The sequence below is a fragment of the Pseudomonas sp. P1.31 genome, assembly GCF_001269815.1.
In the GTDB taxonomy this organism is placed as follows: Bacteria; Pseudomonadota; Gammaproteobacteria; order Pseudomonadales; family Pseudomonadaceae; genus Aquipseudomonas; species Aquipseudomonas rustica.
Map to the genome: position 1 here is coordinate 102,785 of NZ_LHVN01000027.1, position 24,975 is coordinate 127,759.

The window sequence follows — 24,975 nt, forward strand, 5'->3', positions numbered from 1 at the left end:
CGCAAAAAAGGGTCGTGAGCATTACTGCTCACGACCCTTTTTTTATTCGCTCAGCGGACTTAGTCGCTGAGTGAGTCGATCAGCGTCTTCAACTCGATCACCTCCCCCGCTCTCTGCACTTGCTGCAACGTGCTCAGCAGTTGCTCGACATTCAGCCGGTGATCGCGCCCCTCAATGGCGACGCTCAAGTAGATCGGCACCCGCAATTGTCCATCCTGTGGCTCGACGTCGCGGATAATCAACGTTTGCGCAGTGTCCGGATCGACCAGCAACAGGCTGCCCCGCGCCTCCGACACCAGCCAGTGCGCACTGCCGAACCGTTCCAGTAGCAGCGTATGCTCGCCCGGCGCAGCGTCTTCGGAGACATGCCGGCGATCGACAACAATACAGTCCAGCCGTCGCCAGACCTCGTCCGATACCCGGAACGTCTGCGCATTCAAACCGAATGCCAGAACCAACGTCTCGACCCCATCAAGCAACAACGGTTGCAAGTCGTCGACATCGATTGTGCTTTCCAGCGTGAGCACCTCACCGTCCCGCGCCGCGTGACTGGCCGCAAGGTTGAAACGGTTATCCGAATCGCGGCGATAAAACACTTTGTTCAGCGCATCGAACAACAGCGTCTGCCACACGTTTTTCACCCCCAGGAACTGCGCCCACTGACCGTCGGGACGCCCCTTGAGGACAAACAGTTGCTCTTGCTCCACCAGGTAGTAAGCATACTGATCGCCACTGTGCTCAACCGCGAGCACCGGTGCGTGGGCGTGTCCCGCCAGCAGATTGTGCAGACGCGCCTGAAGTGACAAGCCGCTCTGATCGGCACGAGCCCATGCATTTTCCACGCTGACTATCCGCGCTGGCTGCTCATCCACCAGTTCAAGATTGACGCCTTCGCGGGTGCGACCGCACAACCGCTGTCCTTCGCTGACGACGTCGGCAAAACACCACTCGGCCCATACTTTTTGCGCCGCCGGTAACCGCTCCGGATGCAGCAGCCGCAAACCCCCGGCAAATGCCTGGCGAAGCGTTTCGGCGCTGCTGAATTCCTGACGATAGAGCTGACCGGCTTCGGTATCGAAAAACCATACGGCCTGGCCATCCGGGGTCAGACTGAGCAACGCCAGCTCTTTGCCAGGATTGACCTGACTCACACACAGCTTGCCGTCGACACACCAGGCCGCCAGCAGGGTGTGTTCGCTGAACTGCGACAGGCCAATCACCGGGAATGGTCGTTTGCCGTGCTCGATGACCAGCGCAGGCAGCGCGGAAATCCAGTCGGGGTGATGGTCGAGCCAACGCTTGCCGACACCGATGAACGTCGGCGCAGCGTCCTTATCGATCTCGAACATCTGCCCATCGGCCCTGGTCAACATGTAGCGACCATGCGATTGCGTCACTTCAGCCACATCGCTTATCAAGGTTTGATCAAGCGCGCTATCCGGACCTGCGGGATTGGAAGAACCACGTATCAGCGCGCTTTTCGCCACGTCGTAAAAGAGCATTGAATCATTGTCCGACTGATCCCACATCAGCATGATTTTTTGCACCGGCGCCTTATCATCCGCACCGTCATTGGCGTAAAAGCGGTCATCACTCAGACGTATCCAGCCCGACATCACGGGATCGCCCAACAAGGATCCACGCACGCCCACGAATGGAGCGGATGTCCAAGTGCTCAGCGGCACCTCGACCCCGGCCAACGCTGCGGACTGCTGGTCAGACTTCCTCAACCGACTGAGCCGCCCCGCCCACGTACTCCCTAACCACGCAGTATCGCTCCTGAATGCGTAGTCAGCGCTGATGTGGACGAAGGTGACGGTGTTGTCGGCGATCAAGTACTCCAGCGTGCAGCGCGCGTCTTCATCGTGGGTCATTTCCTGAAGAACACGCAGCTTGCCGTCAGCGGTTTGCTCGCAGCCAATGATCTTCGAGCCCTCGCGCGGACTCAGCAGGCGATAAGCATGATTGACGCGGCCCATGGCGGCATCGACGTGCCATACCGTTGCGTAATCCGGGTGGTAGAACCACGCCTGTTGCCCGGAAACGCCGCCCAATGCCACGCCTTCGCGCAATGCGGCCGGCATGTCGCGCACATACAGCACTCGATCCAGTGCCACGTCGTAGTAAGCGGTGGTGTATTGCACATCGGCGTCGTGATTAAACGGCACGACGAAGTGATACAGCGGCACATAGCGGCCAGCCAGTCGATTGGCTTTGGCCAGCGTGCGCAGGCGCGCCAACACCGTGGGCATGTCAGCAGGCTTGGCATCTGGCAACTCGGGGGTACTTTTGCTCAGCGTGATCGACACCAACATCCACGTGTCTTTCTCTTGATCAAACTGAAACAGCTCGCCATCCCTGAGCAGCAGAAAACCGTTGAAGCCGGCGACCCGTACGCCGCCGACGATCAGATCCCCACCGCCAAAACCGACCTGTTTCTCGCTCGCCCAGGGGGCTCTGATCAACCAATTGACTTCATGCAAGCCGCCGGGTTTGCTCAATCGAACCGTGATGACACCGGGCGTCAGTGTCAGTTGATAGAGCCCGGATTGACCGGTGATCTCGTAACTCAGCAGGTTGTGCCATTCCTTCGGCAATTCAGGGACGACCAGGTAACGCGCCTGATCATCCAGTGTCACTGTGATGGTCGTTGGTTTGTTGACGGGCAGGAGCTTGTAAAGAATGTGTGCAAACGGTGCGGTGGAGAAAAACTGGAAGCGCTGCTCGTCATTGTCACTGGCAAATTCCAGGCGTTTTTTCCAACTGTCCAGAATGTTCGGATACAGGGTCATTGAAGAACTTTCGAAGTAGCCTTCGAGGTCGCCATCGTAAGCCTCATGCAAAGCCTTTACGCGCGGGTAAAGATCATCGTCCGGCTTGAATCCTGAAGAACCCAGCTGGTACTCATACCCGTAGTAACACTGGGGCGTACAGGGCAGAACGACGCTTTCTATACCCCGATCATCCGTCTTGCCGAATTTGAGCGTGCCTGCGCGAGACATCGCCTCGCGAATATTGATGGCCCGATGCAGATGCTCAGGGGACGAGTTGTAGCCAGGCAAACCCAAGGTGTGCGGCTCCAACGGGAAAAACCGCTGGCTATCGAACTTGACCTGACGTGCCTGCAGATCAAGTTCGGTGATCACCGCTTCCACGGCAAACTTCAGCACACCGTCCTTACGCTCTACCCCTTCAAGCCCGTAGGCGTCGTGAATCATCAACAGATGTCTGCCGACGTTTCGTGCCTTGTCACTGATTTGTCCAAGGTTGCTGGCGATGGCCGTGAAACCGATGCCCAGCCCCAACAGCGGCACCGCCAAAAACGAAGCTGCCGCACCCACGGTTCCGCCCACGGCCAACGCGGTCACATCAAGGCCCAGCGCTGCCAGATTGAACGCCAGTTGCGTGGTCAGCCGCGAACGTTCTTCGTCATTGCTTGCCACCGTCAGGCCATGGATGTCGAAGCCGATATTGATCAGTGAAAAACCGATACCGATACCCGCCGAAACACGCCCCAACAGCCGACCCGACACCGAGGTTTGCTGCTTGATAAACGCCTGTTCGCTGAGTGCCACCTGACGCACCAGATTGATCATCTGCACCGTGTCTGTCACCACGCCGTAGGCCAGTTGCGCATAGCTCACATAGACCTGAACCTGCAGGGCGATGGACAGCGTTGGCAGCGAACCGGCATCGAGCTGACGTTCGCGGTCGCGCATTTCCGTCACCAGGGTCTGGATGGCAAAAGCGAAACTCAGCCGACTGCCACCCTCCTCCGCGCCAGGGCCGCCGGTATTGCCGGAGACCGCATCGACCAACTGCTGAACGCCTTTTTGTACTTTCAAGAAGCGCGCATCGGCGGTGTTGATGTGGACGCTGTCGGCCGGATGTCGCGCGTCGATCATGGTGAGCGAAAAGCGCCCGTCGGCGGTGCTTTTGACGCTTTCCAGTAGCGGCATGTATTCGCTGCGCAGCCCATGTTCGTTGCGCAATTGGCGCGTCGCCAGACCGAACTCTTGCGTCAGATAGCGTGCATCCACTTGCGCGAGGCTTTCGCCCAGTCGGGCATTTTCCGACAGCGAGCGTGCCCTCAGCGCTGATTGCTTCTCCCACACACTGATCGACTCAACCCCCGGGAGCGCAGTGTTCTCCAGCAAGCTGCCAACCTGCAGACTCGAGGGCAACACGGTCTCGGCAATGGCGGCAGTGTTCAGCTCAACCACGTTGAAGCGCAGATCGCCGGCATCCGCCAAACCATACAACCTTGCCAACTCACCACCATCGCGAAGCAGGTGTTCTTTGATGCCTTGTTGCATCGCCGATCCATGCTCGAAACCATACACCGCGAAATTCGGCTCAAAGAAGCGATAGGCCGTGCTGCCAGCGTTCACCACTCGGGCCGCCAGCAACACATGATTACCAGTGTCGAGCAGCAGCACACTGGACGCCGCTTTCGCCTCCAGCGCCGCCATCACTCCCTGCAAATCGTGACTACCCAGTGACGTGCCGACGAGGTTCATGCGCACCTCACGCAGCTCATCGAGCGACAACAGTAACGCCCGGGAGTCAGCGTCAGCTGGCGCCAGACTGGCGTTGGCGACCCTGCCGATCAGCGCGCGTTCGGCGCTCTCACCACGGCTGAATGCCGCCGCCATCAGCAACGCCAGCGGATAACAACGGCGGCCGGGATCACCCGCCGCGTGCACCAGAAAGGCCTGGGGCATCTGCCGCGCAGAGACCGCGCCCGCCTTGAAAAACTGCTCGCGCACGGGCGCTGCCTGCTTGAGGATCCGGGTGCGATATTCCCACTGCGCGGTGGCATTGATTTGCGCAATGGATTGGCCCCAATGACTTAGCGTCAACGACCGCGACAGCGCCAGTACCTTGAGTTCACGGGCCGACTGCTCGCCCCGTTTGACGTTACGCGCCAGCGCCGCTACGAAGGCCGGGGCCTGACGCTCAGACAAGGTTTTCTCGATGGCGGCAAAACGCGCGGATAACCCGCCATCAGCGCTGTCTCTGGCGAGTGCTTGCGCGGCTTGCCACGCGGGTTCAAATCCTGCGCTATCAAGACTTTCAGCAGCAAACAGCCCGCCAAGTACCACGCGATGCAACGGGCTCAGTTGCTCAAGGGGTAGCGAACCACGCCCGAGATGCACCAGCAGTTCATTGAGATTTTCCGGGTGCTGTGCGCCGACGGACGTCGGGATATCGTCGATCCGTTGGCTTCGTATTTGACGACGCTCATCGAAACTCAGGCTGGCGTTGCCCGCAAACACCACATCGCCACTGAGCTTGTCGGTCATGGCCCGAATAAAGGGTTCGCCCAGCTCATCGATCAGCCGTTGCACGATAGCGGTGATCAGTACCGGTTTGCCCTCAACCACTGGCCAGCCACGCTTGAAGGTCAGGGTATTCGCCGGTTTGAGCAGCTCCTGCAGATTGGCGGTGTAACGTGCCTTGAATTTGCCGTCGCGCCAGGCTTGTTGTTCGTTCGCCACCCAGGAAGATTCGCTGTCGTCGCGCTCCTTCCAGCCGCTGATCAACTCCTCTTCAGTGGCCGTGTTGTAGCCGTATTTTACGTGCTGTAACGCTTTGACCTGCAATGCCCCACGCGACGTGTATCGATGCTCGGCAAAGAGCTCCGTCCCCGCCAGTAACGCACCGGGGCCCGTGAGATCGATCGTTGCACCGGCTCCCGGTACGACACCGTCCCGGTGATACGTGACAATCGCGCTGATAATTCGAAACTCATACGCTTTCCAGAGACGTAGCAGCGTTTCATTTCCGGCGAATGGCGAATCAATTTCACCCAACCTGGTTTGCGTCTCGCTCAGTACCTGCGCTTCCTCCCAGGCAAGGCCCTTTTTATCCAGTTCGCGCTCAACCGCTTCGATGACGTCGTAGTAATACCGAACCAGTTTCATCGTAAAAAGCGTCATGTCAGCTTGCGAATGCGCAACGATGTAAGCATTCATCAACTTTGGATTGGGCGAACCGGGATCGGTCGGTGATCCCATGCCAAACATATCAGTGGCGGTGGACTGCGAATTCACCGGTGCAAAAATCTGATCAAGTGTTGGTAAACTTTTCGCCAACGCCTCAAGTTCAGCAAACTGTGCTTGAGGAATATTAACCAACACGTCCTGATATCGACTGCCATCGCGCCCAGGCATTAATTGCGGGTTGTGATTGAGCAGCAACTGCAAGACACCGGCTCGCGCCGACGAGTCCATCTTCGCGATATTGATACCACCGATCTCATCAGCGAGCGGCGGCAAGTAATCAAGGTCACTGTAAACACCCCCCTCCCCATGCACAGCTTGCAGCCGCACCACATCGGAAGCCGCCGCAAAGTTGCCACGCAAGGATATTTCACGGTCATAGGCAGACCACAGAAAGTGTTCCCTGAACGCCTGCCGGGCATTGCGTACCTGCACACGTTCGTCGGCCATGTCCAAGTGACTTTGCAAGTAGCGCTCTCGCGCCGCCCGCAGTTGCGACTTGTCCTGAGCAAATGCTTCGACCAGAAATTCGATGCGCGCTTCATCGGGGCTCAGCCCGCGTACTTGTGCTTGCTGGATGAAATCGAAGGCCTGTCGCCGCAAGACCGCCAACCGCGCTTCGTACAACTGACTCAAGGCAAAACTGGAAATCGGCTGATCGCCCCCTGAAAGCATGGCGTCTGCCTTGGCGGCTTGCACCAGGGTGCGATTGACATCAAACGCCATCAACGCCTCCGGGTCGTACCAGAGACTGAAAGTAAAGTCTGCCGGGGCCCGGGCTTTCCAGATGTTGAAGTAGTCGCGCTGATTGACGCCAAACATTGCGCCGCCCACCCAGACAAAATGCAGGTGTTTCGGCACTTCATGGGCAGTCAGCATGACGGTGTTTTGCAGACGTTGACGATAACTTTCCACTGTACGCACAAGATCAGCCAGCCCCGCAACTTCCTCCTGACTCTGCAACGCCAGCAACGTTTCCCGGAACAGGCTGATGGTCTGGTGCATGCCCTCCGATGTCTCTTGCAACAACGCCGCCGCCTGATACCTGAGCGCGGCTTCGTAGTGTTCGGCGCCTTTGAAGGCGTTCAAGATGCTCTCAACCTCCGAAGGGGCAGCGATCTTTTGCCATTCTTGATATTCACTGATTACAAAACTTTCTGAAGCCATTCTTAAACATCCTTTTTAGCGACAACTTCGAAAATAAAAGTGACACGCAGCCGTTCACCCAACTTCACAAACACTGAAGTTAAAAATTCGACCTGAAATTAAATACGAGAACAAAACTACGCCATGCCCCAAAAAAAACCAAAAACAACGCACTACAAGCCATTACGGAAACATGCAACAAACAATCGAAACTTTGAGAAAGACACTTAATAGAAGCGGCACAACCTATTGGCCGATTATTGATTATGCTATTGGCTTGAACACGCGAAGAGGACAGCCCCATGACAGACTGGCTCCTGGATCAGGTCTTTGACTTCAACGGTCACTCAGTGCGCCATGCCGTACGTGGCGATGGCCCGCCGCTGGTGTTCGTGCATGGCACACCTTTCTCGTCTTACGTGTGGCATCGGATCGCGCTGCACTTCTTTGCCACGCACCGCGTGTATTACTTCGATTTGCTCGGTTATGGACGCTCCGCGAAACCTGACGCCGATGTCTCCCTCGGTGTGCAAAACCAGTTGTTGGCGCAGTTGCTCGATCACTGGAACATCCAAAATCCCGACGTGGTCGCCCATGACTTTGGCGGTGCCACGGCGCTGCGCACTCACCTGCTCAATGGCAAGGATTACCGCAGCCTGACGCTGATCGATCCGGTGGCGCTGACGCCATGGGGCTCGCCGTTCGTACAACACGTGCGCCAGCATGAGGCAGCGTTCAGCGGTCTGTCCGATTACATCCAGCGCGCCGTCGTGCCGACCTACATTCGCGGGGCGATTCACCGGGCGATTCCCGACGACGAACTCGCGCCTTACGTAGAGCCGTGGCTCGGCGATCCCGGGCAAGCGGCGTTCTATCGGCAGATTGCGCAGATGGATGAGCGCTATACCCGTGAGGCAGAACCGTTGTATCCGAGCATCCGCTGCCCGGTACAGATTCTCTGGGGCGAAGACGATCAGTGGATTCCCATCGAGCGTGGCCGAGCGTTACATCAAATGATCCCGGGATCACAATTCCACCCGATTCCCAACGCCGGCCACCTCGTCCAGGAAGACGCCCCCGAAGCCATCGTCGCTGCGCTGATGCGCTTCCTCTAACCCACCACAAATCCCCTGTAGGAGCTGCCGAAGGCTGCGATCTTTTGATCTTGCTTCTAAAAAAAAAATCAAAAGATCGCAGCCTTCGGCAGCTCCTACATTGGGCTTTGGTGTGTTCGGGTGCACCGATTTCGCGCTAATCCACGTGTCTCGTCTATACATAACCCGCGCCAACCGGAACATGGCACGACCACTGCAACCCTTCTCCGCGTCTCCCTCTCTCCAGCAAGGACCGCCCCATGACGCAGAACGATCCCGGCAACGATTACCCCCTCAGCGAAGTCCCGATGCACGCGCGCAAAGGCCTGGCCTCTACGGCGATGGTGTTACTGGGCTTCACGTTTTTCACCGCGACCATGTTTGCCGGCGGCAAGCTCGGCGTGGCGTTCAGTTTCGGCGAGATGATGGCGGTGATCATCGTCGGCAACCTGTTGCTGGGTTTGTACGCCGCAGGCCTCGGTTACATCGCCTTCAAGAGTGGCCTCAACTCGGTGTTGATGGGGCGTTTTTGCTTCGGCGAAGTCGGCAGCAAACTCAGCGACCTTATCCTCGGTTTCACTCAAATCGGCTGGTACGCCTGGGGCACTGCCACCGCTGCGGTGGTGCTCGGCAAATACTTCGATCTCGATGAGGGCACGGTGCTTGGCTTGATGGTGCTGTTCGGTCTGGTGTTCTGTGCCACGGCTTACGTCGGTTATCGCGGGCTGGAGATTCTGTCGTACATCGCGGTGCCGGCGATGATGTTGCTGCTGATGCTGTCGATGTGGGTCGCGACAGTGAAAGTCGGCGGCTTCGAGGGTTTGCTCAGCGTCGTGCCAAGTGGTTCGCTGGACTGGTCGACGGCGATCACTTTGGTGTTCGGCACCTTCGTCAGCGGCGCGACGCAAGCGACCAACTGGACGCGTTTCTCGCGCTCGGCGCGTGTCGCGGTGCTGGCCAGCCTGATCGGTTTCTTCATCGGCAACGGCTTGATGGTGTTGATCGGCGCGTACGGCGCCATCGTCTATCAACAGCCGGACGTGGTTGAAGTGCTGCTGTTGCAAGGCTTCGCCATGGCCGCGATGGCCATGCTGTTGCTGAACATCTGGAGCACGCAGGACAACACCATCTACAACTTCGCCGTCGCCGGTTGCAACCTGCTGCGCACCGGACGGCGCAAGACCGTGACGCTGGCCGGCGCGGTGATCGGCACCCTGCTCGCGTTGCTCGGCATGTACGACATGCTCGTGCCCTACCTGATTCTGCTCGGCACGGTGATTCCGCCGATTGGCGGGGTGATCATGGCCGACTTTTTCTACCGCTGGCGCGGGCACTATCCACGCCTGGCCGACGCACGGTTGCCGGCGTTCAACTGGCCGGGCCTCGGGGCTTACGCGGTCGGCACCGTCGCCGCGTTCAGCTCACCATGGGTTGCGCCGCTGGTAGGCATCGCCGCTGCCGCGTTAACGTATGTCATCGTCACCGGCGCGCTCGGCGCTCGCAGCGCGGCCGCGCCACTACAAGACTTATAAAAAAGGATTCGCCTGATGCACATCATCAACGCCCGTTTGCGCAACCAGGAAGGTTTGCACGAATTGCACCTCGAAGACGGCCTGATCCGCAGCATCGCCCGGCAGACCGAAGCGCCGACGCTGGGCCCCGACGACCTCGACGCCGGCGGCAATCTGGTGGTGCCGCCCTTCGTCGAGCCACACATTCACCTCGACGCCACCCTCACCGCCGGCGAACCGCGCTGGAACATGAGCGGCACGCTGTTTGAAGGCATCGAATGCTGGGGCGAGCGCAAGGTCACCATCACCGAAGAAGACACCAAGACCCGCGCCAAGAAAACCATCCAGACCCTCGCCGCGCACGGTATTCAGCATGTGCGCACCCACGTCGACGTCACCGATCCACAACTCACCGCACTGAAAGCCATGCTCGAAGTGCGCGAAGAAAGCCGTCATCTGATCGACCTGCAAATCGTCGCGTTCCCACAGGAAGGCATCGAGTCGTTCCGCAATGGCCGCGAGTTGATGGAAGAGTCGATCCGCATGGGTGCTGACGTGGTTGGCGGCATTCCGCATTTCGAGTACACCCGCGATCAAGGCGTCAGTTCAGTGAAGTTTCTGATGGATCTGGCCGAGCGCACCGGTTGCCTGGTCGACGTGCATTGCGACGAGACCGACGACCCTCACTCACGCTTCCTCGAAGTCCTCGCCGAAGAAGCACGCAGCCGCGACATGGGCGCCCTCGTCACCGCCAGCCACACCACGGCGATGGGTTCTTACGACAACGCTTACTGCGCGAAACTGTTCCGTCTGCTCGGGCATTCCGGGATCAGTTTTGTCTCCTGCCCAACCGAAAGCATCCACCTGCAAGGGCGCTTCGACAACTTCCCGAAACGCCGTGGCGTCACCCGGGTGAACGAGTTGCTCGAAGCCGGGATGAATGTGTGTTTCGGTCAGGACTCCATCGTCGATCCGTGGTATCCGCTGGGCAACGGCAACATCCTGCGGGTGCTTGAGGCGGGGCTGCACATTTGCCACATGCTCGGTTATCGCAACCTGCAAAGTGCGCTGGATCTGGTCACCGACAATAGCGCCAAAGCGATGCATCTGGGCGAGCGTTATGGGCTGGAACAGGGGCGCCCGGCGAACCTGCTGATTCTGTCGGCGGACAGTGATTATGAAGTGATCCGCAGTCAGGGTTTGCCGCTGTATTCGATTCGCGCCGGCAAAGTGCTGATGAAACGGCAGATGCCGGTGGTGGAGTTCGTCTAAGGTGAAGAAACCGGCGTCGCAATGACGCCGGCAACCCCTGCGATGGATGCTCCTTCATGCTGAAGTTCGTGCGTAGTTGATCAGCCGCCATCCTCATTTTCTTGAGGATTTCCCAATGAACCACACACCCTCACCCATGGCCTCGCTGTACCACGAAGGCCGACAGACGTTTACCGAACTTGTACCCGACGGCGGCGCTCGGCTCGATGCGCTGTTTCACACCGTGCCCGCGCTGGGTGAATTGGCAGTTGGCGTGGTCTACGGGCATTTGCACGCCCGCCCGGGCCTCGATCCGCGCCTGCGGGAAGCGGTGTCGTTTGCAGCCATTGTGGCGTCGGGCATGGTCGGCCCGCCATTGAGTGTGCACCTCAAGACAGGGCTGGCCTCGGGTTTGGCCCCCGGTGAAATGACTGAGGTGCTGTTGCAGGCCTCGGCATTCGCGGGGTTTCCGCGGGCGGTGAGTGCGGCGGAACAACTCAATCGGCTGTTCGACGAGTCTGGGTTGGCATCACCGCCGGCACCGACACCCCGTGAAATCGCGTTGGAATTCTGTGAGCAAGTGCGCGGCGGGCACGCGCCGATGCCGGTCAGTGCAGCGGTGAAACGCCTGTTGAAACATGCGCGGCAGCTGGCATTGCAGGCCAGTTCGGCGCATGCGGTGATTGTTGAGTGTTTCGAGGATGAGCCGTCGCCCCGCGCATTGCTGCGGTTGGAGGTGCAGGGTGAGCAGGTGGTGTCGGTGACGTTGTTCAAGGCCCACTGAAGGGTGACCAAACCAAACTCCCACAGGGTTTTGGGGTGAACACATTATTTGTATGCACCTAAATCCAATGTGGGAGCGAGCTTGCTCGCGAAGAGGCCCGCACATTCAACATCAACGTGACTGACATACCGCTTTCGCGAGCAAGCTCGCTCCCACAGGGTTATGTATTTGGACTGGTGTTTGTGTTCACATCTGAGCCACTGTAGGAGTGAGCCTGCTCGCGATTGCGGTGTGTCAGGCAACATATGATTTGAAGGGTAGTCCGCTATCGCGAGCAGGCTCACTCCTACAGGGGTTATGTCGGTGGACATTGTGTTTGTGTTCAGCACAAAACCCTGTGGAAGCCTGGCTTGCCAGCGATGGCGGTTTCGAGTTCAGCCGATCAACCGCGCCGTACCAAACAACCTGACGCGCACCTGCTCGCCGTCGATTGCTTCCAGCAAAATGGGTGCCGTGCCGCCGGGCATGACCACCTGCACTTCACCCGCTTCAACCCAACCCACCCGCCATGCCGCACACGCCACCGCACTGGCGCTGGTGCCTGATGACGCCGTCGGCCCTTCGCCACGTTCGAAGACGCGCGCGACGATGCGCTGCTCGGAATCACGTGCCGCCCATTGCAGATTGACGCCCGCCGTACACGGGTCGCCAACGCCGGTCGGCATGGCGTAGGCGATCTGGGTCAGGCCTTCATTCAGTGGCGACTCACGCATCTGTTCGTTACTCGGCAACGCCGACTTGTCGCCAAGCAGCGTCACGCAATGTGGATTGCCGATGCGCACAAATTGGCTGTGCTCCCAGGTCGGATCAAGTGCCGCCAATAGCTGAATTCTGCTGACCTCCCGGCTATTGAAATCAACACTTTCAACGCCCTGCGCACCCACCGCGCACGGCCCGAAATCCGCTTGACCGAGATCGAGCCAGAAGCCTTGCACACCTGCGACGTCGGCAGGCTTCACCGACGTTTCCACCGCGTCACCTTTGTCGTGATGAACGCGCAACAACGCGCCCTCCTCCCGCAGCAATCCTTGCTCGGTCACTGCCTGGGAGAAAATCGTCAGACCGTTGCCACTGCGCTCGGCGAGGGTGCCGTCGGTGTTGACGATCAGCACATCGAACGGCGGCGAGGTCTGGAACGGGCCGATCAGCAGGCCGTCGCTGCGGTGGGATTTGCTGTTGGCTGGGCGCTGGCCATCGGGCCAGTCGCAGCAGCGTTTGATAGCGGCCTCAGTCCAGGACTGGCGCAAGGATGCGCATTCGGCAGCGCTGGCAGGCAGATCAATGCCCGCCTCGCGCAAGGCTTGCGGCGAAACCACACCGTAGATATTGCCCCGCGCATCATAAAACTGCGTCATCACTCGTAATCCCCGCAACCGAAAAAACCAACTGTAAACCGCATTCCCCTGTAGGAGCTGCGGCACGCTGCGATCTTTTGATTCTGATTTTGAAAAACACAGATCAAAAGATCGCAGCGTGCCGCAGCTCCTACAGGAGAAGGTAGGATGTCGTCTGTACTTCCTCGGATGACGGGCGATCGAACCTCGACGCCGTATCACTGTCCTTCGGGGACGCGAAGTTTTTTGCCAAGGATCGATATGACCAGCCTCAACGCCCAAGCCACCTTCGTCCCCGGACGCCTGCAACAGATGTCCACGCGCATCGCCTTTTTCATCGCCGGGCTCGGCATCGCGGCGTGGGCGCCGTTGGTGCCGTACGCCAAGGCGCGCGCCGGGCTAGATGAGGGCACGTTGGGTTTGCTGTTGTTGTGTCTGGGCGTCGGCTCGATTCTGGCAATGCCGCTGGCGGGGATTCTCGCTACGCGCTTCGGCTGTCGGCGCGTGGCCACGGGTGGCACGTTGTTGATTTGCGCGGCGCTGCCATTGCTGGCGACGGTGTCATCGATCCCTGCGCTGGTCGCCACGTTGTTCATGTTCGGCGCCGGGCTCGGCACGGTGGATTCGACGGTCAATCTGCAAGCGGTGATCGTCGAACGTGCCAGCGGCAAGAACATGATGTCGGGCTTTCACGGCTTGTTCAGCCTCGGCGGGATCGTCGGTGCGGCGGGCGTCAGCGCCCTGCTCGGCCTCGGCCTGACGCCGCTCGCCGCGATGCTGGTGGTGGTCGTGGTGCTGATCGCGGCGCTGTGCAAATGCGTGCCGCACATGCTGCCTTACGGCAGTGAAAGCTCGGGCCCGGCATTCGCCATCCCCCACGGCATCGTGCTGTTTATCGGCGGGATGTGCTTCATAGTCTTCCTCACCGAAGGCGCGGCGCTGGACTGGAGCGCGGTGTTTCTGGCGCAGGAACGCGGGATCGACACGGCCTATGCCGGATTAGGTTATGCAGCGTTTGCGTTGACCATGACGGCGGGACGCTTGATGGGTGACCGGATTGTGCGGATCGTCGGCGCCACGCGGATCATTCTGTTTGGCGGGCTGCTGGCGGCGGGCGGTTTGTTTCTGGCGACGTTCGCACCGAGCTGGGAAGCGGCATTGGTCGGGTATGCGCTGGTCGGCGCCGGTTGCTCGAACATCGTGCCGGTGCTGTACACGGCGGTGGGCAAACAGACGGTGATGCCGGAAAGCATCGCGGTGCCGGCGATTACCACGTTGGGCTATGCGGGGATTTTGGCGGGGCCGGCGGTGATTGGCTTTGTCGCGCATGCCAGCAGCTTGAGCTTTGCCTTTGGGCTGATGGCGGTGCTGTTGGTGGCTGTGGCCATTGGCGGGAAAGTCTTGAAAGTCTGAAGCAAAAGATCGCAGCCTGCGGCAGCTCCTACATGAGATCGTTCCCACGCTCTGCGTGGGAATGCCTCAATGGACGCTCCGCGTCCGCTTTTGGACGCAGAGCGTCCCGGGCTGCATTCCCACGCGGAGCGTGGGAACGATCAGTTATCTTATGCTTTAAAAACCAACGCTGGCCTGCACAAAGAACGTCCTTGGCGCGCCCACATACATCCCCGAATTGTTATCGCTGGAGCGGGTGAAATACTGCTTATCGAAAACGTTCTTCACCCCCGCGCCCAACTTCAAATTCGACACCTGCGGCCCGAAGTCATAGCCGCCACGCACGTTCCATGTCACGTAACCCGGGATGTCGCCGTACTGCCCGTCCGCCGTGCCTTCGGTGATGTAGTTGCCGTTGAAGCTGCCATCGGCGTTGACACCGGTACCCGGCGAACGCTGTTTCGACTGGGCAAAGCCGTCGATGTTGTACGTCCAGCGGTTGATGTCGTAACGCAAACCCACCGTCGCCACCTGACGCGAATAGAACGGCAGATCACGGCCCTTGAAGCCCGGAATTTCACCTTCATACGTTGCGCGGGTGTAGGTGAAACCGGCGTTGGCGGTCAGGCCATCAAGACGCGGATCCAGCGCCGCCATGTCGTAATGCACCGACGCTTCAAGTCCCTGGTGCTTGGTCGCGCCAAGATTCGTCCAACCAACATCGTTACTGATGTATTGCAGTTCATCATCGAAGTCGATGTAGAACAGCGTCACTTCACCGCCCCACACGTCATCGTTGTAGCGTGTGCCGATTTCGTAGGTCTTGGCCTTTTCCGGCTCCAGACCGTTGGCGGTCTGATCACCCGAACCGCCCTGCCCCAGCTGAAAATACTGCAGGCTGCCGAACGAGGTTTCGTAGTTGGCGAAAAGCTTCCACGCGTCCGACAGGTGATACATCACGCTCAGCGCCGGCAGCGGTTCGTTGCTTTCGATGCTGCGATTTTTCTCTGGCACGCGTTTGCCGGCGGTGTCGAGCACGGCGCGATCATGCCAGTCAGTGCTGATGTGTTCGAAGCGAATGCCGGGCGTGATCGTCCAGTTGCCAACGTCAATCTTGTTGTCGACGTAGACCGAGTTAGCCTCGGTGCCGCCGGTGCGATCCTGGAAGACGTGGCCATCAGACGTCGGCGTTACGACAGGCTGATTGTTGACCAGCGCCAGACGACTCGATTGCTCGTGCATCGCCTCTTTCAAATAGCGATAACCGACGCTGACTTCCTGGCTGGTCGGGCCGACATCGAAGACCCGCGATACCCGTGGTTCGATGCCCAGCGTGTAGTAGGAACGCGGGTACGAGCTGAGGGTTTTCTGATCGCGGGCGGCGATGGTGCTGCCGCGAAAACTGTCGGTGTAATAGGTCAGCACTTCGGCCTGGGTGCGCTCGTCGATCTGGCGAATCCACTTGAACGACACGTCTTTGCGGCGACCACTGAATTGGTCGTAATCGCGCACCGAGTCGTACGGTTTGTCGTCGTATTGTTTCTGCGTCAGACCGCCGGGCATGTCGGCGCTGGCGTCGTAGTAGTGAAAGTTGAGGCTGAAGTCGTCCTGATCGGTCGGCGCCCAGTGAGTCTTGAGCAGCACGTCGTCGATGTCGTTGCCGTTATTGCGCTCGCGGTAACCGTTGCCATTCACGCCGGAATACAACAACGCCACGCCCATGCCGTTGTCGGCCGTGCCGCCAAGGAACGCGGTGTCGATGTGTTTCCAGCCGCCGTACTGGGTGGTTTCCAGGGTGGTGCCGATTTCACCGGTGGCTTTTTCCGGGATCGCGCGGGTAACGAAGTTGATCACGCCGCCGACGTTTTGCGGCCCATAACGCACGGAACCGGCACCACGAACCACGTCGATGCTGTCGAGGTTACCGGATGAAATCGGTGCCATCGACAGTTGTGGTTGACCATAGGGAGCGAAAGCCGCCGGTACGCCGTCAATCAACACCGTGGAGCGCGGCGACAGGCGCGACGTCAGACCACGCACGCCGACGTTCAACGAAATATCGCTGCCGCCGGTGCCGTTGGAATCCTGCACCTGCACGCCCGGCACACGCTTGAGCACGTCGCTGACGTTCATCGCACCTTGCTCGACCATGGCTTCGCGGCGAATCACCGTGCGCGCACCGGGATGGTTTTGCACCACGGCGGCGTCGGCATCACCGAGCCAGTCGCCGACTACTTTGATGTCGGTCACGCCCAGTTCAAGCGGGCCGTTGGTCGCAGCGGAAGTCGCAGCGGGCGACAGCGTTACCGAGCCTCCGTTGATCTGATAATCCAGACCGCTGCCTTGCAGCAACTGACGCAGCGCCTGCTCCGGGGAGATGTCGCCATCGACGGCCGGGGCTTGTTTGCCGGCGACCAGATCAGGGCTGAAAAACACTTGCAGCGAGGTTTGCTGGCCCAGTTCGCTCAGCGCCTGACCCAATGGCTGGGCGCGGATATGAATCGCTTCACCGGCAAACGCCAGCGGCATCGCAGCGTTGACCGCGAGCGCGAGGGCCAGCGGCAACCAAGGGGATTTTTTATTGTGGGCAGTGGTGGTTTTCACGTCGAACGTAGTCCTGTGGATCGCAAGAGTGTGCGGCTGTTAATGCAAACCAGTTGCAGTTGAACAGGAAGACGATGAACTCGAAAAAAACCTGAATTTTATTTTGAAATAATTTCCTGACTGCCATCCGCATGGGTGCGAACGGCCACTGGCAGGATGCTCGGCAAGGCTTTGAGCAAGGCTTCGGTGTTGTCGGATTTGAACACGCTGGTCAGGCGCAGACTGGCCACCGCAGGGTTGCTGACGGTCAGCGGCTTCTCGCGATAACGCGATACTTCCGCGGCCACTTCGCTGAGGCTGGCGTTGTTGAACACCAGTTTGCCGCTGCGCCATGCGGTGAGTTCTGCGGGGTTCACCGCATAGGCGGCAGCGACTTTGCCTTGGGCATCGACGTAGGTACCGAGGCCTGCGGTCAGGCTGATGAAGTCGTTGTCCGGCGCATTGTGGCCCTGCACTTTCACCGTGCCCTGCTCCACCGCCACGCGGGTTTGCGTGACGTCGCGGCGCACATCGAAACGGGTGCCGGTGACCGTGACCTTGCCGCTGCCGGCCTCGACCACGAACGGTCGCGAGGTGTCGTGTTCAACGCTGAACATCGCCTCACCTTCGCTCAATTCGATCAATCGGCGATCTTTTTCGAAGCGCACCTGCAAGCGGCTACGGCTGTTCAGATCGATCACCGAACCGTCCGGCAGCGCTACGTGTTTGCGCTCGCCCATCGCGGTGCTGAATTCGGCGCGGTAACCGCCCGGATGATTCAAACCGCTGAACAGACCGAGGCCGAGCGCCACTGCCACCACACTCGCGGCCACGGCATAACGTAACAACGGACGTCGTTCGCGGCGCGCCGGTGGAGTTTCAACCAAGGCTTTGAGGCGTGGCGCCGGCAGTAAATCAGCGGCCGTCCACAGGCCTTGAAGCAACTGGAATTCGTCACGGTGCTGCGGATGCTCATTCAGCCAGGCGTCGAAGCGTTGCTGCTCGTCGGCACTGACCACCGGCTCCTGCAAACGCACAAACCAGCGCGCCGCATCATCGCGCACCGTTGTTTGCCCGCACGCGCAATCACGAGTATCCATCATGGAATGTCCTGTCCGGCCGGGAATATAAAGACACACAGCCCCCTGTAGGAGCTGCCGAAGGCTGCGATCTTTTCAACGACACACACCATCACGACTGCAACCCGTCCAGGCGATCACGCAAATGCCGCAGGGTGCGGATCATATACTTTTCGACCATGTTCTTGGACAGGCCCAGGCGTTCGGCGATTTCGGCCTGGGTCAGGCCTTCGATCTTCTGCCAGACGAAAATCTTCCGGCAATTGACCGGCAGCTCGCTCAGCGCCCGCTCGATGGAGTCGGCCAACTGGATCGCATGCATGTAATGCTCCGGGTCGCCGGACGACGACGCACTGTGATCGATCGCCTCCGACTCCATGGCGCCCCGCCGATCCTCACGCCGATAACCGTCGACCGCGATATTGCGTGCGGTCTGATGCAAATACGCCCGAGGCTGCTGCACCGTCGCCGAATCGGATTCGAGCACCCGCACAAAGGTGTCGTGCGCCAGATCCTCGGCCTGCGCGCGATTGCGCAGGCGACGAGTCCAGGTGCCGATCAACTCTTCGTAATGCTCGAAAAAGCCGGGTCTGCGGGGACGCATTGGGGTATGGGCGGCGTGCTGAGGAAAGGGGCGTGAATAGTAATGCTTCCTATTAACCCCGGCAATTCATTCCGTTGCCTGCGTACATTCCCCCCTGTAGGAGCTGCCGAAAGCTGCGATCTTTTGATCTTGCTTTAAAAGACAAAATCAAAAGATTGCAGCCTTCGGCAGCTCCTACAAAGTGATCATTTAGCGGCTGACTTTATTGTCAGGAGCAACGCCAGGGCGCTGCACACAATCAAGGTTTCGCCAAGCGCCTGCGACCAACCAGCAAGCATCAACCCCGCGCCAATCAACAGGTAATAGAACAGCCCCAACAACGCCCCGGCGGTACCCAATCGATCCGAATAATCAACCAGCGCCATCCCCAAGATATTCGGGATCGCCATACCGAACGCCAGCACGATCAGCAACATCGGCAGCACAAACGCCGCACTGTCCTGCAACCACCAAACGCCCAGACCACCGAGCAAACCGCTGACAGCCGCGAGGCGAATCAACTGCATCGCCGCGACCCCGGCCTTTAACAAACGCTTGTTGAACCACGCGCCGAACCCCGAGCCCAGCGCGAGGATCACGCCGCTGTAGCCGAACAACGTGTCACTCAAGCCCAGCCGCTGAAACTGGAACGGCGCGAGGCTGTAGTAGCTGAACAGGGCGACATTGAAGGAGGCAATCCACAGCGCCGAACGCCAGATACCCAGGTCACGCAACATGCGCCCAAGGGTTTCAAACAGACTCACCGGCGGCAGTTGCTCCGGCCGGGTTTCCGGCAGGTTGTACATACTCCACAGCAAGAGCAGCACGGCAAGCACTAGCAAAGCGCCGAGGACACCGCGATAACCAAAGGCCTGCACCAGACTGGCACCGCTGAACAAACCGATCGCCGGACTGGCCGCCAGCGCGATGCCCATTATTGAAAAAACCTGCGCGAGCTCCGCGCCCTTGAAGCGGTCGCGCAATACGGTTTGCGTCACCACCGAGCCGACCGCCGCACCAAACGCCGCCACCGCCTGAACCGCTAACAACCCGGTAAAACTGCCAACCCGCAAGCCGATCACCGTCGCCGATGCATAGATCGCCAGCCCTGCAAGCATCGTTGGACGCCGGCCGATGCGATCGCACAACCGGCCCCACACCACCACGCCCACGGCAAACGCGAGGAAATACACCGATAAAGTTTGCGCCGCCGCTTCGGGGCCGACGTCAAACACCCGACCGATATCGCCCAGCGCCGGGCTGTACAGGGTTTGCGCGATCTGCGGAAACATCAGCAGCGCGATCGCCAGCAGCAACAGATTTCTGTTGTTCATCCTTCGTAACTCCTCAAGTAAACCGCAGAGGAGTTTAAGAAGCGGCGACTGGCGTATTATCCGAATCCTGCCAACTTATCGCTGAAATCGGACAACCCATGGCTTGGCTCGATGCCCACGCAACGTTTGACGCTGACAGTTACCGCGCGCCGGTGATCGGCATCGCCGCGACCCTGGGTGATCACGATTCCGGCCTGCATCAACATCAACGCGGGCAACTGCTATTCACCCGTCAGGGCTGCACGCGCATTACGCTGGCCCAGCAATTGTGTCTGTTGCCACCGTCGCGGGCGGCGTGGATTCCGCCGGGCGTGAGTCATCGCGCGGTGATGCAGCACAGTGTCGATTACCGTTCGATCTACCTGACTGCCGAACTGTGCGCCGAGCTGCCGCAGCAGGTCTGCGTGATTGAGGTCAGCTCACTGCTGCGCGCCGTGCTGGAGCCGATCGCAACAGCGGATTTCGACACCGATTGGCAACAGGGCAAATTCGCCCATTTACTCGGTTTGTGCCTGAGCGAAATCGCTGAAGCGGCGCAGCAACCGATGCTATTGCCCCTGCCTCGGGACAAGCGTCTGGCGCCGCTGCTGACTACGCCGGAACGATTACCCCCGGAGATGCAAACGCTGGAACAACAGATCGGCGCCAGCAGCCGCACGATCGGGCGGATCTTCCAACGCGAAACCGGCATGAGCTATCAACAATGGCGTCAGCAATGGCGGTTGATGCGCGCCATGGAATTGCTCGCCACCGGGCGCAGCCTCAGCTATTGCGGGTTCGAACTGGGTTTCGCCAGCGACAGCGCGTTTATCGCTTTCTTCAAATCAATGACCGGCAGCACGCCCGGACACTGGCTCAAATAAACAACTGACGATCGGCATCAGAAATAAATTGCCACTAAATATTACCTGCGTCATATTACAGCCGTAATAACGAACCATTTGCGCAGGTATTCCGCCATGACCAGCATGCCCACCCTCGAACCTGTTGCGGTGAAGGCCAAGCCTCCCCTGCTTAAACGCGTGCTGCTTGCGGGCGTCGGTTTACTCGCGCTGATTTTCGCCGGCGTGTACGCCGTGCATTGGTGGGGCGCTGGACGTTTTCTCGAAGAGACCGACGATGCCTACATCGGAGGCGACGTCACGGTGATCGGGCCGAAAGTCGCCGGTTACATCGACGAAGTGCTGGTCAGCGACAACCAGCACGTCAAGGCCGGCGATGTGCTGATCCGTCTCGACGCGCGCGACTACCGCGCCAATCTGGCGAAAAGCGAAGGCGCGGTCGCCGCTGAAGAAGCGCTGCTGGCTAACCTCGACGCCACTGAACAACTGCAACAAGCTGTGATCGGCCAGGCCCGCGCCGGCATCGATGCGGCAGGCGCCGAAACCGCGCGCTCGCGTGACGACAACGCCCGCTACAAACGTCTGGTGACGACCAATGCCGTGTCGGTCGAAAGTGCGCAACGCGCCGACGCAACCTTCAAAACCGCGCAAGCCTTGAGCGCCCGCGCCCAGGCCGAACTGCTCGCCGCGCAACGCCAACTCGCGGTGATCGATACGCAAAAACAACAGGCCCGCGCCGCCCTGCAGCAGGCTCGCGCCGAACGTGATCTGGCGCAGTTGAATCTCGGCTACACCGAATTGCGTGCGCCGGTGGATGGCGTGATCGGCAACCGCCGCGCACGGGTTGGCGCTTATGCGCAGGCCGGTTCGCAACAACTGTCGGTGGTGCCGGCCAGCGGCTTGTGGGTCGATGCCAATTTCAAGGAAGACCAATTGGCGCGGATGAAACCCGGCCAACGCGTAAGCATCCGCGCCGATGTGCTGTCCGGACAGGAATTCCACGGTCGTCTCGACAGCCTCGCCCCCGCCACCGGCTCGCAGTTCAGCGTGTTGCCGCCGGAAAACGCCACCGGCAACTTCACCAAAATCGTTCAGCGGGTGCCGGTGCGCATCCTCCTCGACCCGGCGGACGGCGTGCTCGGCCACCTGCGCCCGGGGCTGTCAGTGACAGCAGAAGTCGACACCCGCGCCCAGCCTGAAACCAGCGCCGTGGCCGTCGCGCCATGAGCGCCGCCGCCCTCGCCGCCCCTGCGCAACCGTTCAACGCGGCGGACATGGCCACCGCGACCAAGGTATTCGCCTTCGCGACGATGTGCATCGGCATGTTTATCGCGTTGCTCGACATCCAGATCGTCTCCGCTTCGTTGCGCGATATTGGCGGTGGATTGTCCGCCGGCACCGATGAAACCGCGTGGGTGCAGACCAGTTATTTGATCGCCGAAATCATCGTGATTCCCTTGTCGGGCTGGCTGTCGCGCGTGTTCTCGACGCGGTGGTTGTTCTGCGCGTCGGCAGTCGGTTTCACCCTCGCCAGTCTGCTCTGCGGCATCGCCTGGAACATCCAGAGCATGATCGCTTTTCGCGCCCTGCAAGGTTTTCTCGGCGGCTCGATGATTCCGCTGGTGTTCACCACCGCGTTCTTTTTCTTCACCGGCAAACAGCGAGTAATCGCAGCGGCGACCATTGGCGCGGTCGCCTCATTGGCGCCAACCATGGGCCCGGTGATTGGCGGCTGGATCACCGATATTTCGTCGTGGCACTGGCTGTTCTACATCAATCTGGTGCCGGGGATTTTTGTCGCCGTGGCAGTGCCGATGCTGGTGAAAATCGACCAACCGGAATTGTCGCTGCTCAAGGGCGCGGACTATCTGAGCATGGTCTTTCTCGCGCTGTTTCTCGGCTGCCTCGAATACACCCTCGAAGAAGGCCCGCGCTGGAACTGGTTCAGCGACCAGACGATTTTGACCACGGCGTGGATCAGCGGGCTCGCCGGATTGGCCTTCATTGGCCGAACCTTGCACGTGGCCAATCCGATCGTTGATCTGCGCGCCTTGAAGGATCGCAATTTCGCCCTCGGCTGCTTCTTTTCCTTTGTCACCGGCATCGGCCTGTTTGCGACGATTTATCTGACGCCGTTGTTTCTCGGCCGGGTGCGCGGCTACAGCGCGCTGGACATTGGTCTGGCGGTTTTCTCCACCGGCGTGTTCCAGATCATGGCGATTCCGCTGTACGCCTTTCTCGCCAATCGCGTCGATCTGCGCTGGATCATGATGGTCGGGTTGGGGTTGTTCGCGGTGTCGATGTGGGAATTCAGCCCGATCACCCACGACTGGGGCGCGGGGCAATTGATGCTGCCGCAAGCACTGCGCGGAATTGCTCAGCAACTGGCGGTGCCGCCGGCGGTGACATTGACCTTGGGAGGGTTGGCGCCAGCACGCTTGAAGCATGCGTCGGGCCTGTTCAACCTGATGCGCAATCTAGGTGGGGCGATTGGGATTGCGGCGTGTGCGACCATTCTCAATGACCGTACCAACCTGCATTTCACGCGGTTGGCCGAGCATCTGAACAGCAGCAATGAGGCGATGAATCAGTGGCTGTCGCAGGTCGGCGGCAACTTCGCCACGCTGGGCCAAAGCGGTGACGTCGGCGTCACCGCCAGCCTGCGCCAGTTGTGGTTGCTGACGTACCGCGAGGCGCAGACGCAAACCTACGGCGACACCTTTCTGATGATCATGGTCTGCTTCGTCATCGCCACGGCGATGGTGCCCTTGATGCGCAAGGTACAACCACCGGCCGCGCCGAGTGCGGATGGGCATTGATCCCGATCCCAAAATCACCACATTCCCGTGTAGGAGCTGCCGAAGGCTGCGATCTGTTGATTTTGTTTTTAAAAGACAAGAGCAAAAGATCGCAGCCTTCGGCAGCTCCTACAGTGGGTTTTGTGTAGGGAGGAGTTAGGCTTGTGGGGTTTTGCGGAAGCCGACGGCCAGGCGATTCCAGCTGTTGATGGTGCTGATTGCCACGGTCAGGTCGACCAGTTCTTTCGGGGTGAACTGCGCCGCGACTACTTCGTAATCTTCATCCGGTGCGTGGGTCAGGCTCAGTTGGGTCAGCGATTCAGTCCACAGCAGCGCGGCGCGTTCGCGGTCGCTGAAGAACGGCGCTTCACGCCATGCGGTCACGGCGAACAGACGACGCGGGGTTTCGCCGCCCTTGATTGCATCGGCGGTGTGCATGTCGATGCAGAAGGCGCAGCCGTTGATTTGCGAAGCGCGCAGCTTGACCAGTTCAACCAGGGTCTTTTCCAGTGGCAGTTTGGAAACGGCGGTTTCGAGGGCGATCATCGCTTTCAGGGCGTCCGGGGAAGCGGTGTAGAAATCGGTACGAGCTTTCATGGTGAGTATCCGGGGGCGAGTGAATGTGTGACTACGTTAGTCCCGGCGCGGGGTTCGGCAAATAGCCAATATTCCAGAAGAACAGTAGGCCACTTGGCCACGCGATCGACCGCTGGTCAGCCGACCGGCACCAACGCTTCAGCGCGTCAGACCAATATCAGGTAAATCCCCTTTTTGGAGACGTACCATGAAGACGCGCACTTTCACTTCATTATTGCTCGCCGGCCTGCTCGCCACGGCTTCGGCCGCCAGCTTCGCGGCCAACGATGGCGCTGACGCCACTGGCACCAAATCCGGCGCCACCAGCGGCTCGACCATGCCACCGGATAACACACCGGGCGCGCCTTCTGGCGGCAACGGTTCCGACGGCGGAGGTTCGGGCACCGGCACCAATGGCGGTTCCAGCGGTTCGGGCTCAGGCGCGGGCGGCGGCACCGGTTCGGCCGGCGGCGGGACTGGCGGTGCGGGCGGTGGCACGGGCGGCTGAACGAACAAGAGCCATCCGTGGTGATCACCGATCACCCAAATGATGCAGATTCCATGTGGGAGCGAGCTTGCTCGCGAAGGCGGTGTGTCAGGTAAAAATTGTTTATCTGACACAGCGCCTTCGCGAGCAAGCTCGCTCCCACAGGGGTTTTGTGT

At 59.8% G+C, this 24,975-nt stretch carries 16 protein-coding genes; 9 read left to right on the forward strand and 7 right to left on the reverse strand.

Annotated features, from left to right (window positions below; genetic code table 11):
- Positions 1–59 precede the first annotated feature (59 nt).
- Complete coding sequence (locus tag AD669_RS17300) at positions 60–7,094, reverse strand: TcdA/TcdB pore-forming domain-containing protein (RefSeq protein WP_172680128.1); 7,035 nt, start codon at positions 7,092–7,094, stop codon at positions 60–62.
- A gap of 359 nt (positions 7,095–7,453) precedes the next feature.
- Between AD669_RS17300 and AD669_RS17305 the strand changes: the two genes are divergently transcribed.
- The 4 genes from AD669_RS17305 to AD669_RS17320 all read left to right on the forward strand — a co-directional run bounded on the left by AD669_RS17305 (position 7,454) and on the right by AD669_RS17320 (position 11,791).
- Complete coding sequence (locus tag AD669_RS17305; protein ID WP_053121938.1) at positions 7,454–8,266, forward strand: alpha/beta fold hydrolase; 813 nt, start codon at positions 7,454–7,456, stop codon at positions 8,264–8,266.
- A gap of 239 nt (positions 8,267–8,505) precedes the next feature.
- Positions 8,506–9,777: a cytosine permease gene (codB, locus tag AD669_RS17310; protein ID WP_053121940.1), complete on the forward strand. Its 1,272-nt coding sequence runs from the start codon at positions 8,506–8,508 to the stop codon at positions 9,775–9,777.
- A 15-nt stretch (positions 9,778–9,792) separates the two neighbouring features.
- Positions 9,793–11,028, forward strand: coding sequence for a cytosine deaminase (gene codA, locus AD669_RS17315; protein WP_053121942.1), 1,236 nt, complete (start codon positions 9,793–9,795; stop codon positions 11,026–11,028).
- A 115-nt stretch (positions 11,029–11,143) separates the two neighbouring features.
- On the forward strand, positions 11,144–11,791 hold the full coding sequence (locus AD669_RS17320) for a carboxymuconolactone decarboxylase family protein (protein ID WP_053121944.1): 648 nt from the start codon (positions 11,144–11,146) through the stop codon (positions 11,789–11,791).
- Between the two features lie 374 nt (positions 11,792–12,165).
- Here the strand turns inward: AD669_RS17320 and AD669_RS17325 are convergent, their stop codons facing one another.
- The gene (locus AD669_RS17325) at positions 12,166–13,146 is read right to left on the reverse strand and encodes a DeoR family transcriptional regulator (RefSeq protein WP_053121946.1); all 981 of its coding nucleotides are present in this window, start codon (positions 13,144–13,146) and stop codon (positions 12,166–12,168) included.
- A gap of 240 nt (positions 13,147–13,386) precedes the next feature.
- On the opposite strand from AD669_RS17325, the gene AD669_RS17330 reads away from it, so the two are divergent.
- Complete coding sequence (locus tag AD669_RS17330; protein WP_053121948.1) at positions 13,387–14,538, forward strand: MFS transporter; 1,152 nt, start codon at positions 13,387–13,389, stop codon at positions 14,536–14,538.
- A 156-nt stretch (positions 14,539–14,694) separates the two neighbouring features.
- On the opposite strand, the gene AD669_RS17335 is transcribed toward AD669_RS17330, so the two are convergent.
- The 4 genes from AD669_RS17335 to AD669_RS17350 all read right to left on the reverse strand — a co-directional run bounded on the left by AD669_RS17335 (position 14,695) and on the right by AD669_RS17350 (position 20,096).
- A complete protein-coding gene (locus AD669_RS17335) occupies positions 14,695–17,121 on the reverse strand; it encodes a TonB-dependent receptor (protein WP_053121950.1) in 2,427 nt (808 codons plus the stop codon).
- A 98-nt stretch (positions 17,122–17,219) separates the two neighbouring features.
- On the reverse strand, positions 17,220–18,203 hold the full coding sequence (locus AD669_RS17340) for a FecR family protein (RefSeq protein ID WP_053121952.1): 984 nt from the start codon (positions 18,201–18,203) through the stop codon (positions 17,220–17,222).
- Positions 18,204–18,291: 88 nt separating this feature from the next.
- A complete protein-coding gene (locus AD669_RS17345) occupies positions 18,292–18,783 on the reverse strand; it encodes a sigma-70 family RNA polymerase sigma factor (RefSeq protein ID WP_053121954.1) in 492 nt (163 codons plus the stop codon).
- A 185-nt stretch (positions 18,784–18,968) separates the two neighbouring features.
- On the reverse strand, positions 18,969–20,096 hold the full coding sequence (locus tag AD669_RS17350) for an MFS transporter (protein WP_053121957.1): 1,128 nt from the start codon (positions 20,094–20,096) through the stop codon (positions 18,969–18,971).
- A gap of 98 nt (positions 20,097–20,194) precedes the next feature.
- Here AD669_RS17350 and AD669_RS17355 point away from each other — a divergent pair, with 98 nt between their 5' ends.
- The 3 genes from AD669_RS17355 to AD669_RS17365 all read left to right on the forward strand — a co-directional run bounded on the left by AD669_RS17355 (position 20,195) and on the right by AD669_RS17365 (position 23,757).
- Positions 20,195–20,959, forward strand: coding sequence for a helix-turn-helix transcriptional regulator (locus AD669_RS17355; RefSeq protein ID WP_053121958.1), 765 nt, complete (start codon positions 20,195–20,197; stop codon positions 20,957–20,959).
- Between the two features lie 96 nt (positions 20,960–21,055).
- Positions 21,056–22,165: an HlyD family secretion protein gene (locus AD669_RS17360; RefSeq protein WP_053121960.1), complete on the forward strand. Its 1,110-nt coding sequence runs from the start codon at positions 21,056–21,058 to the stop codon at positions 22,163–22,165.
- Positions 22,162–23,757, forward strand: coding sequence for a DHA2 family efflux MFS transporter permease subunit (locus tag AD669_RS17365; RefSeq protein WP_053121962.1), 1,596 nt, complete (start codon positions 22,162–22,164; stop codon positions 23,755–23,757). Before AD669_RS17360 ends, AD669_RS17365 begins: the two co-directional genes overlap by 4 nt.
- 135 nt (positions 23,758–23,892) lie before the next feature.
- On the opposite strand, the gene AD669_RS17370 is transcribed toward AD669_RS17365, so the two are convergent.
- Positions 23,893–24,333, reverse strand: coding sequence for a carboxymuconolactone decarboxylase family protein (locus AD669_RS17370; protein WP_053121963.1), 441 nt, complete (start codon positions 24,331–24,333; stop codon positions 23,893–23,895).
- 187 nt (positions 24,334–24,520) lie between these two features.
- Here AD669_RS17370 and AD669_RS17375 point away from each other — a divergent pair, with 187 nt between their 5' ends.
- Positions 24,521–24,820 carry a hypothetical protein gene (locus AD669_RS17375; protein ID WP_053121964.1) on the forward strand — a complete coding sequence of 100 codons (300 nt, stop codon included), beginning with the start codon at positions 24,521–24,523 and terminating at the stop codon, positions 24,818–24,820.
- Positions 24,821–24,975: the final 155 nt, after the last annotated feature.

Coding starts and splice junctions, on each gene's coding strand:
- AD669_RS17375 (WP_053121964.1), top strand. CDS start 24,521: ATGAAGACGCGCACTTTCACTTCATTATTGCTCGCCGGCCTGCTCGCC.
- AD669_RS17305 (WP_053121938.1), top strand. CDS start 7,454: ATGACAGACTGGCTCCTGGATCAGGTCTTTGACTTCAACGGTCACTCA.
- AD669_RS17345 (WP_053121954.1), bottom strand. CDS start 18,783: ATGCGTCCCCGCAGACCCGGCTTTTTCGAGCATTACGAAGAGTTGATC.
- AD669_RS17365 (WP_053121962.1), top strand. CDS start 22,162: ATGAGCGCCGCCGCCCTCGCCGCCCCTGCGCAACCGTTCAACGCGGCG.
- AD669_RS17355 (WP_053121958.1), top strand. CDS start 20,195: ATGGCTTGGCTCGATGCCCACGCAACGTTTGACGCTGACAGTTACCGC.
- codB (WP_053121940.1), top strand. CDS start 8,506: ATGACGCAGAACGATCCCGGCAACGATTACCCCCTCAGCGAAGTCCCG.
- AD669_RS17325 (WP_053121946.1), bottom strand. CDS start 13,146: ATGACGCAGTTTTATGATGCGCGGGGCAATATCTACGGTGTGGTTTCG.
- AD669_RS17360 (WP_053121960.1), top strand. CDS start 21,056: ATGACCAGCATGCCCACCCTCGAACCTGTTGCGGTGAAGGCCAAGCCT.
- codA (WP_053121942.1), top strand. CDS start 9,793: ATGCACATCATCAACGCCCGTTTGCGCAACCAGGAAGGTTTGCACGAA.
- AD669_RS17320 (WP_053121944.1), top strand. CDS start 11,144: ATGAACCACACACCCTCACCCATGGCCTCGCTGTACCACGAAGGCCGA.
- AD669_RS17370 (WP_053121963.1), bottom strand. CDS start 24,333: ATGAAAGCTCGTACCGATTTCTACACCGCTTCCCCGGACGCCCTGAAA.
- AD669_RS17330 (WP_053121948.1), top strand. CDS start 13,387: ATGACCAGCCTCAACGCCCAAGCCACCTTCGTCCCCGGACGCCTGCAA.
- AD669_RS17350 (WP_053121957.1), bottom strand. CDS start 20,096: ATGAACAACAGAAATCTGTTGCTGCTGGCGATCGCGCTGCTGATGTTT.
- AD669_RS17340 (WP_053121952.1), bottom strand. CDS start 18,203: ATGATGGATACTCGTGATTGCGCGTGCGGGCAAACAACGGTGCGCGAT.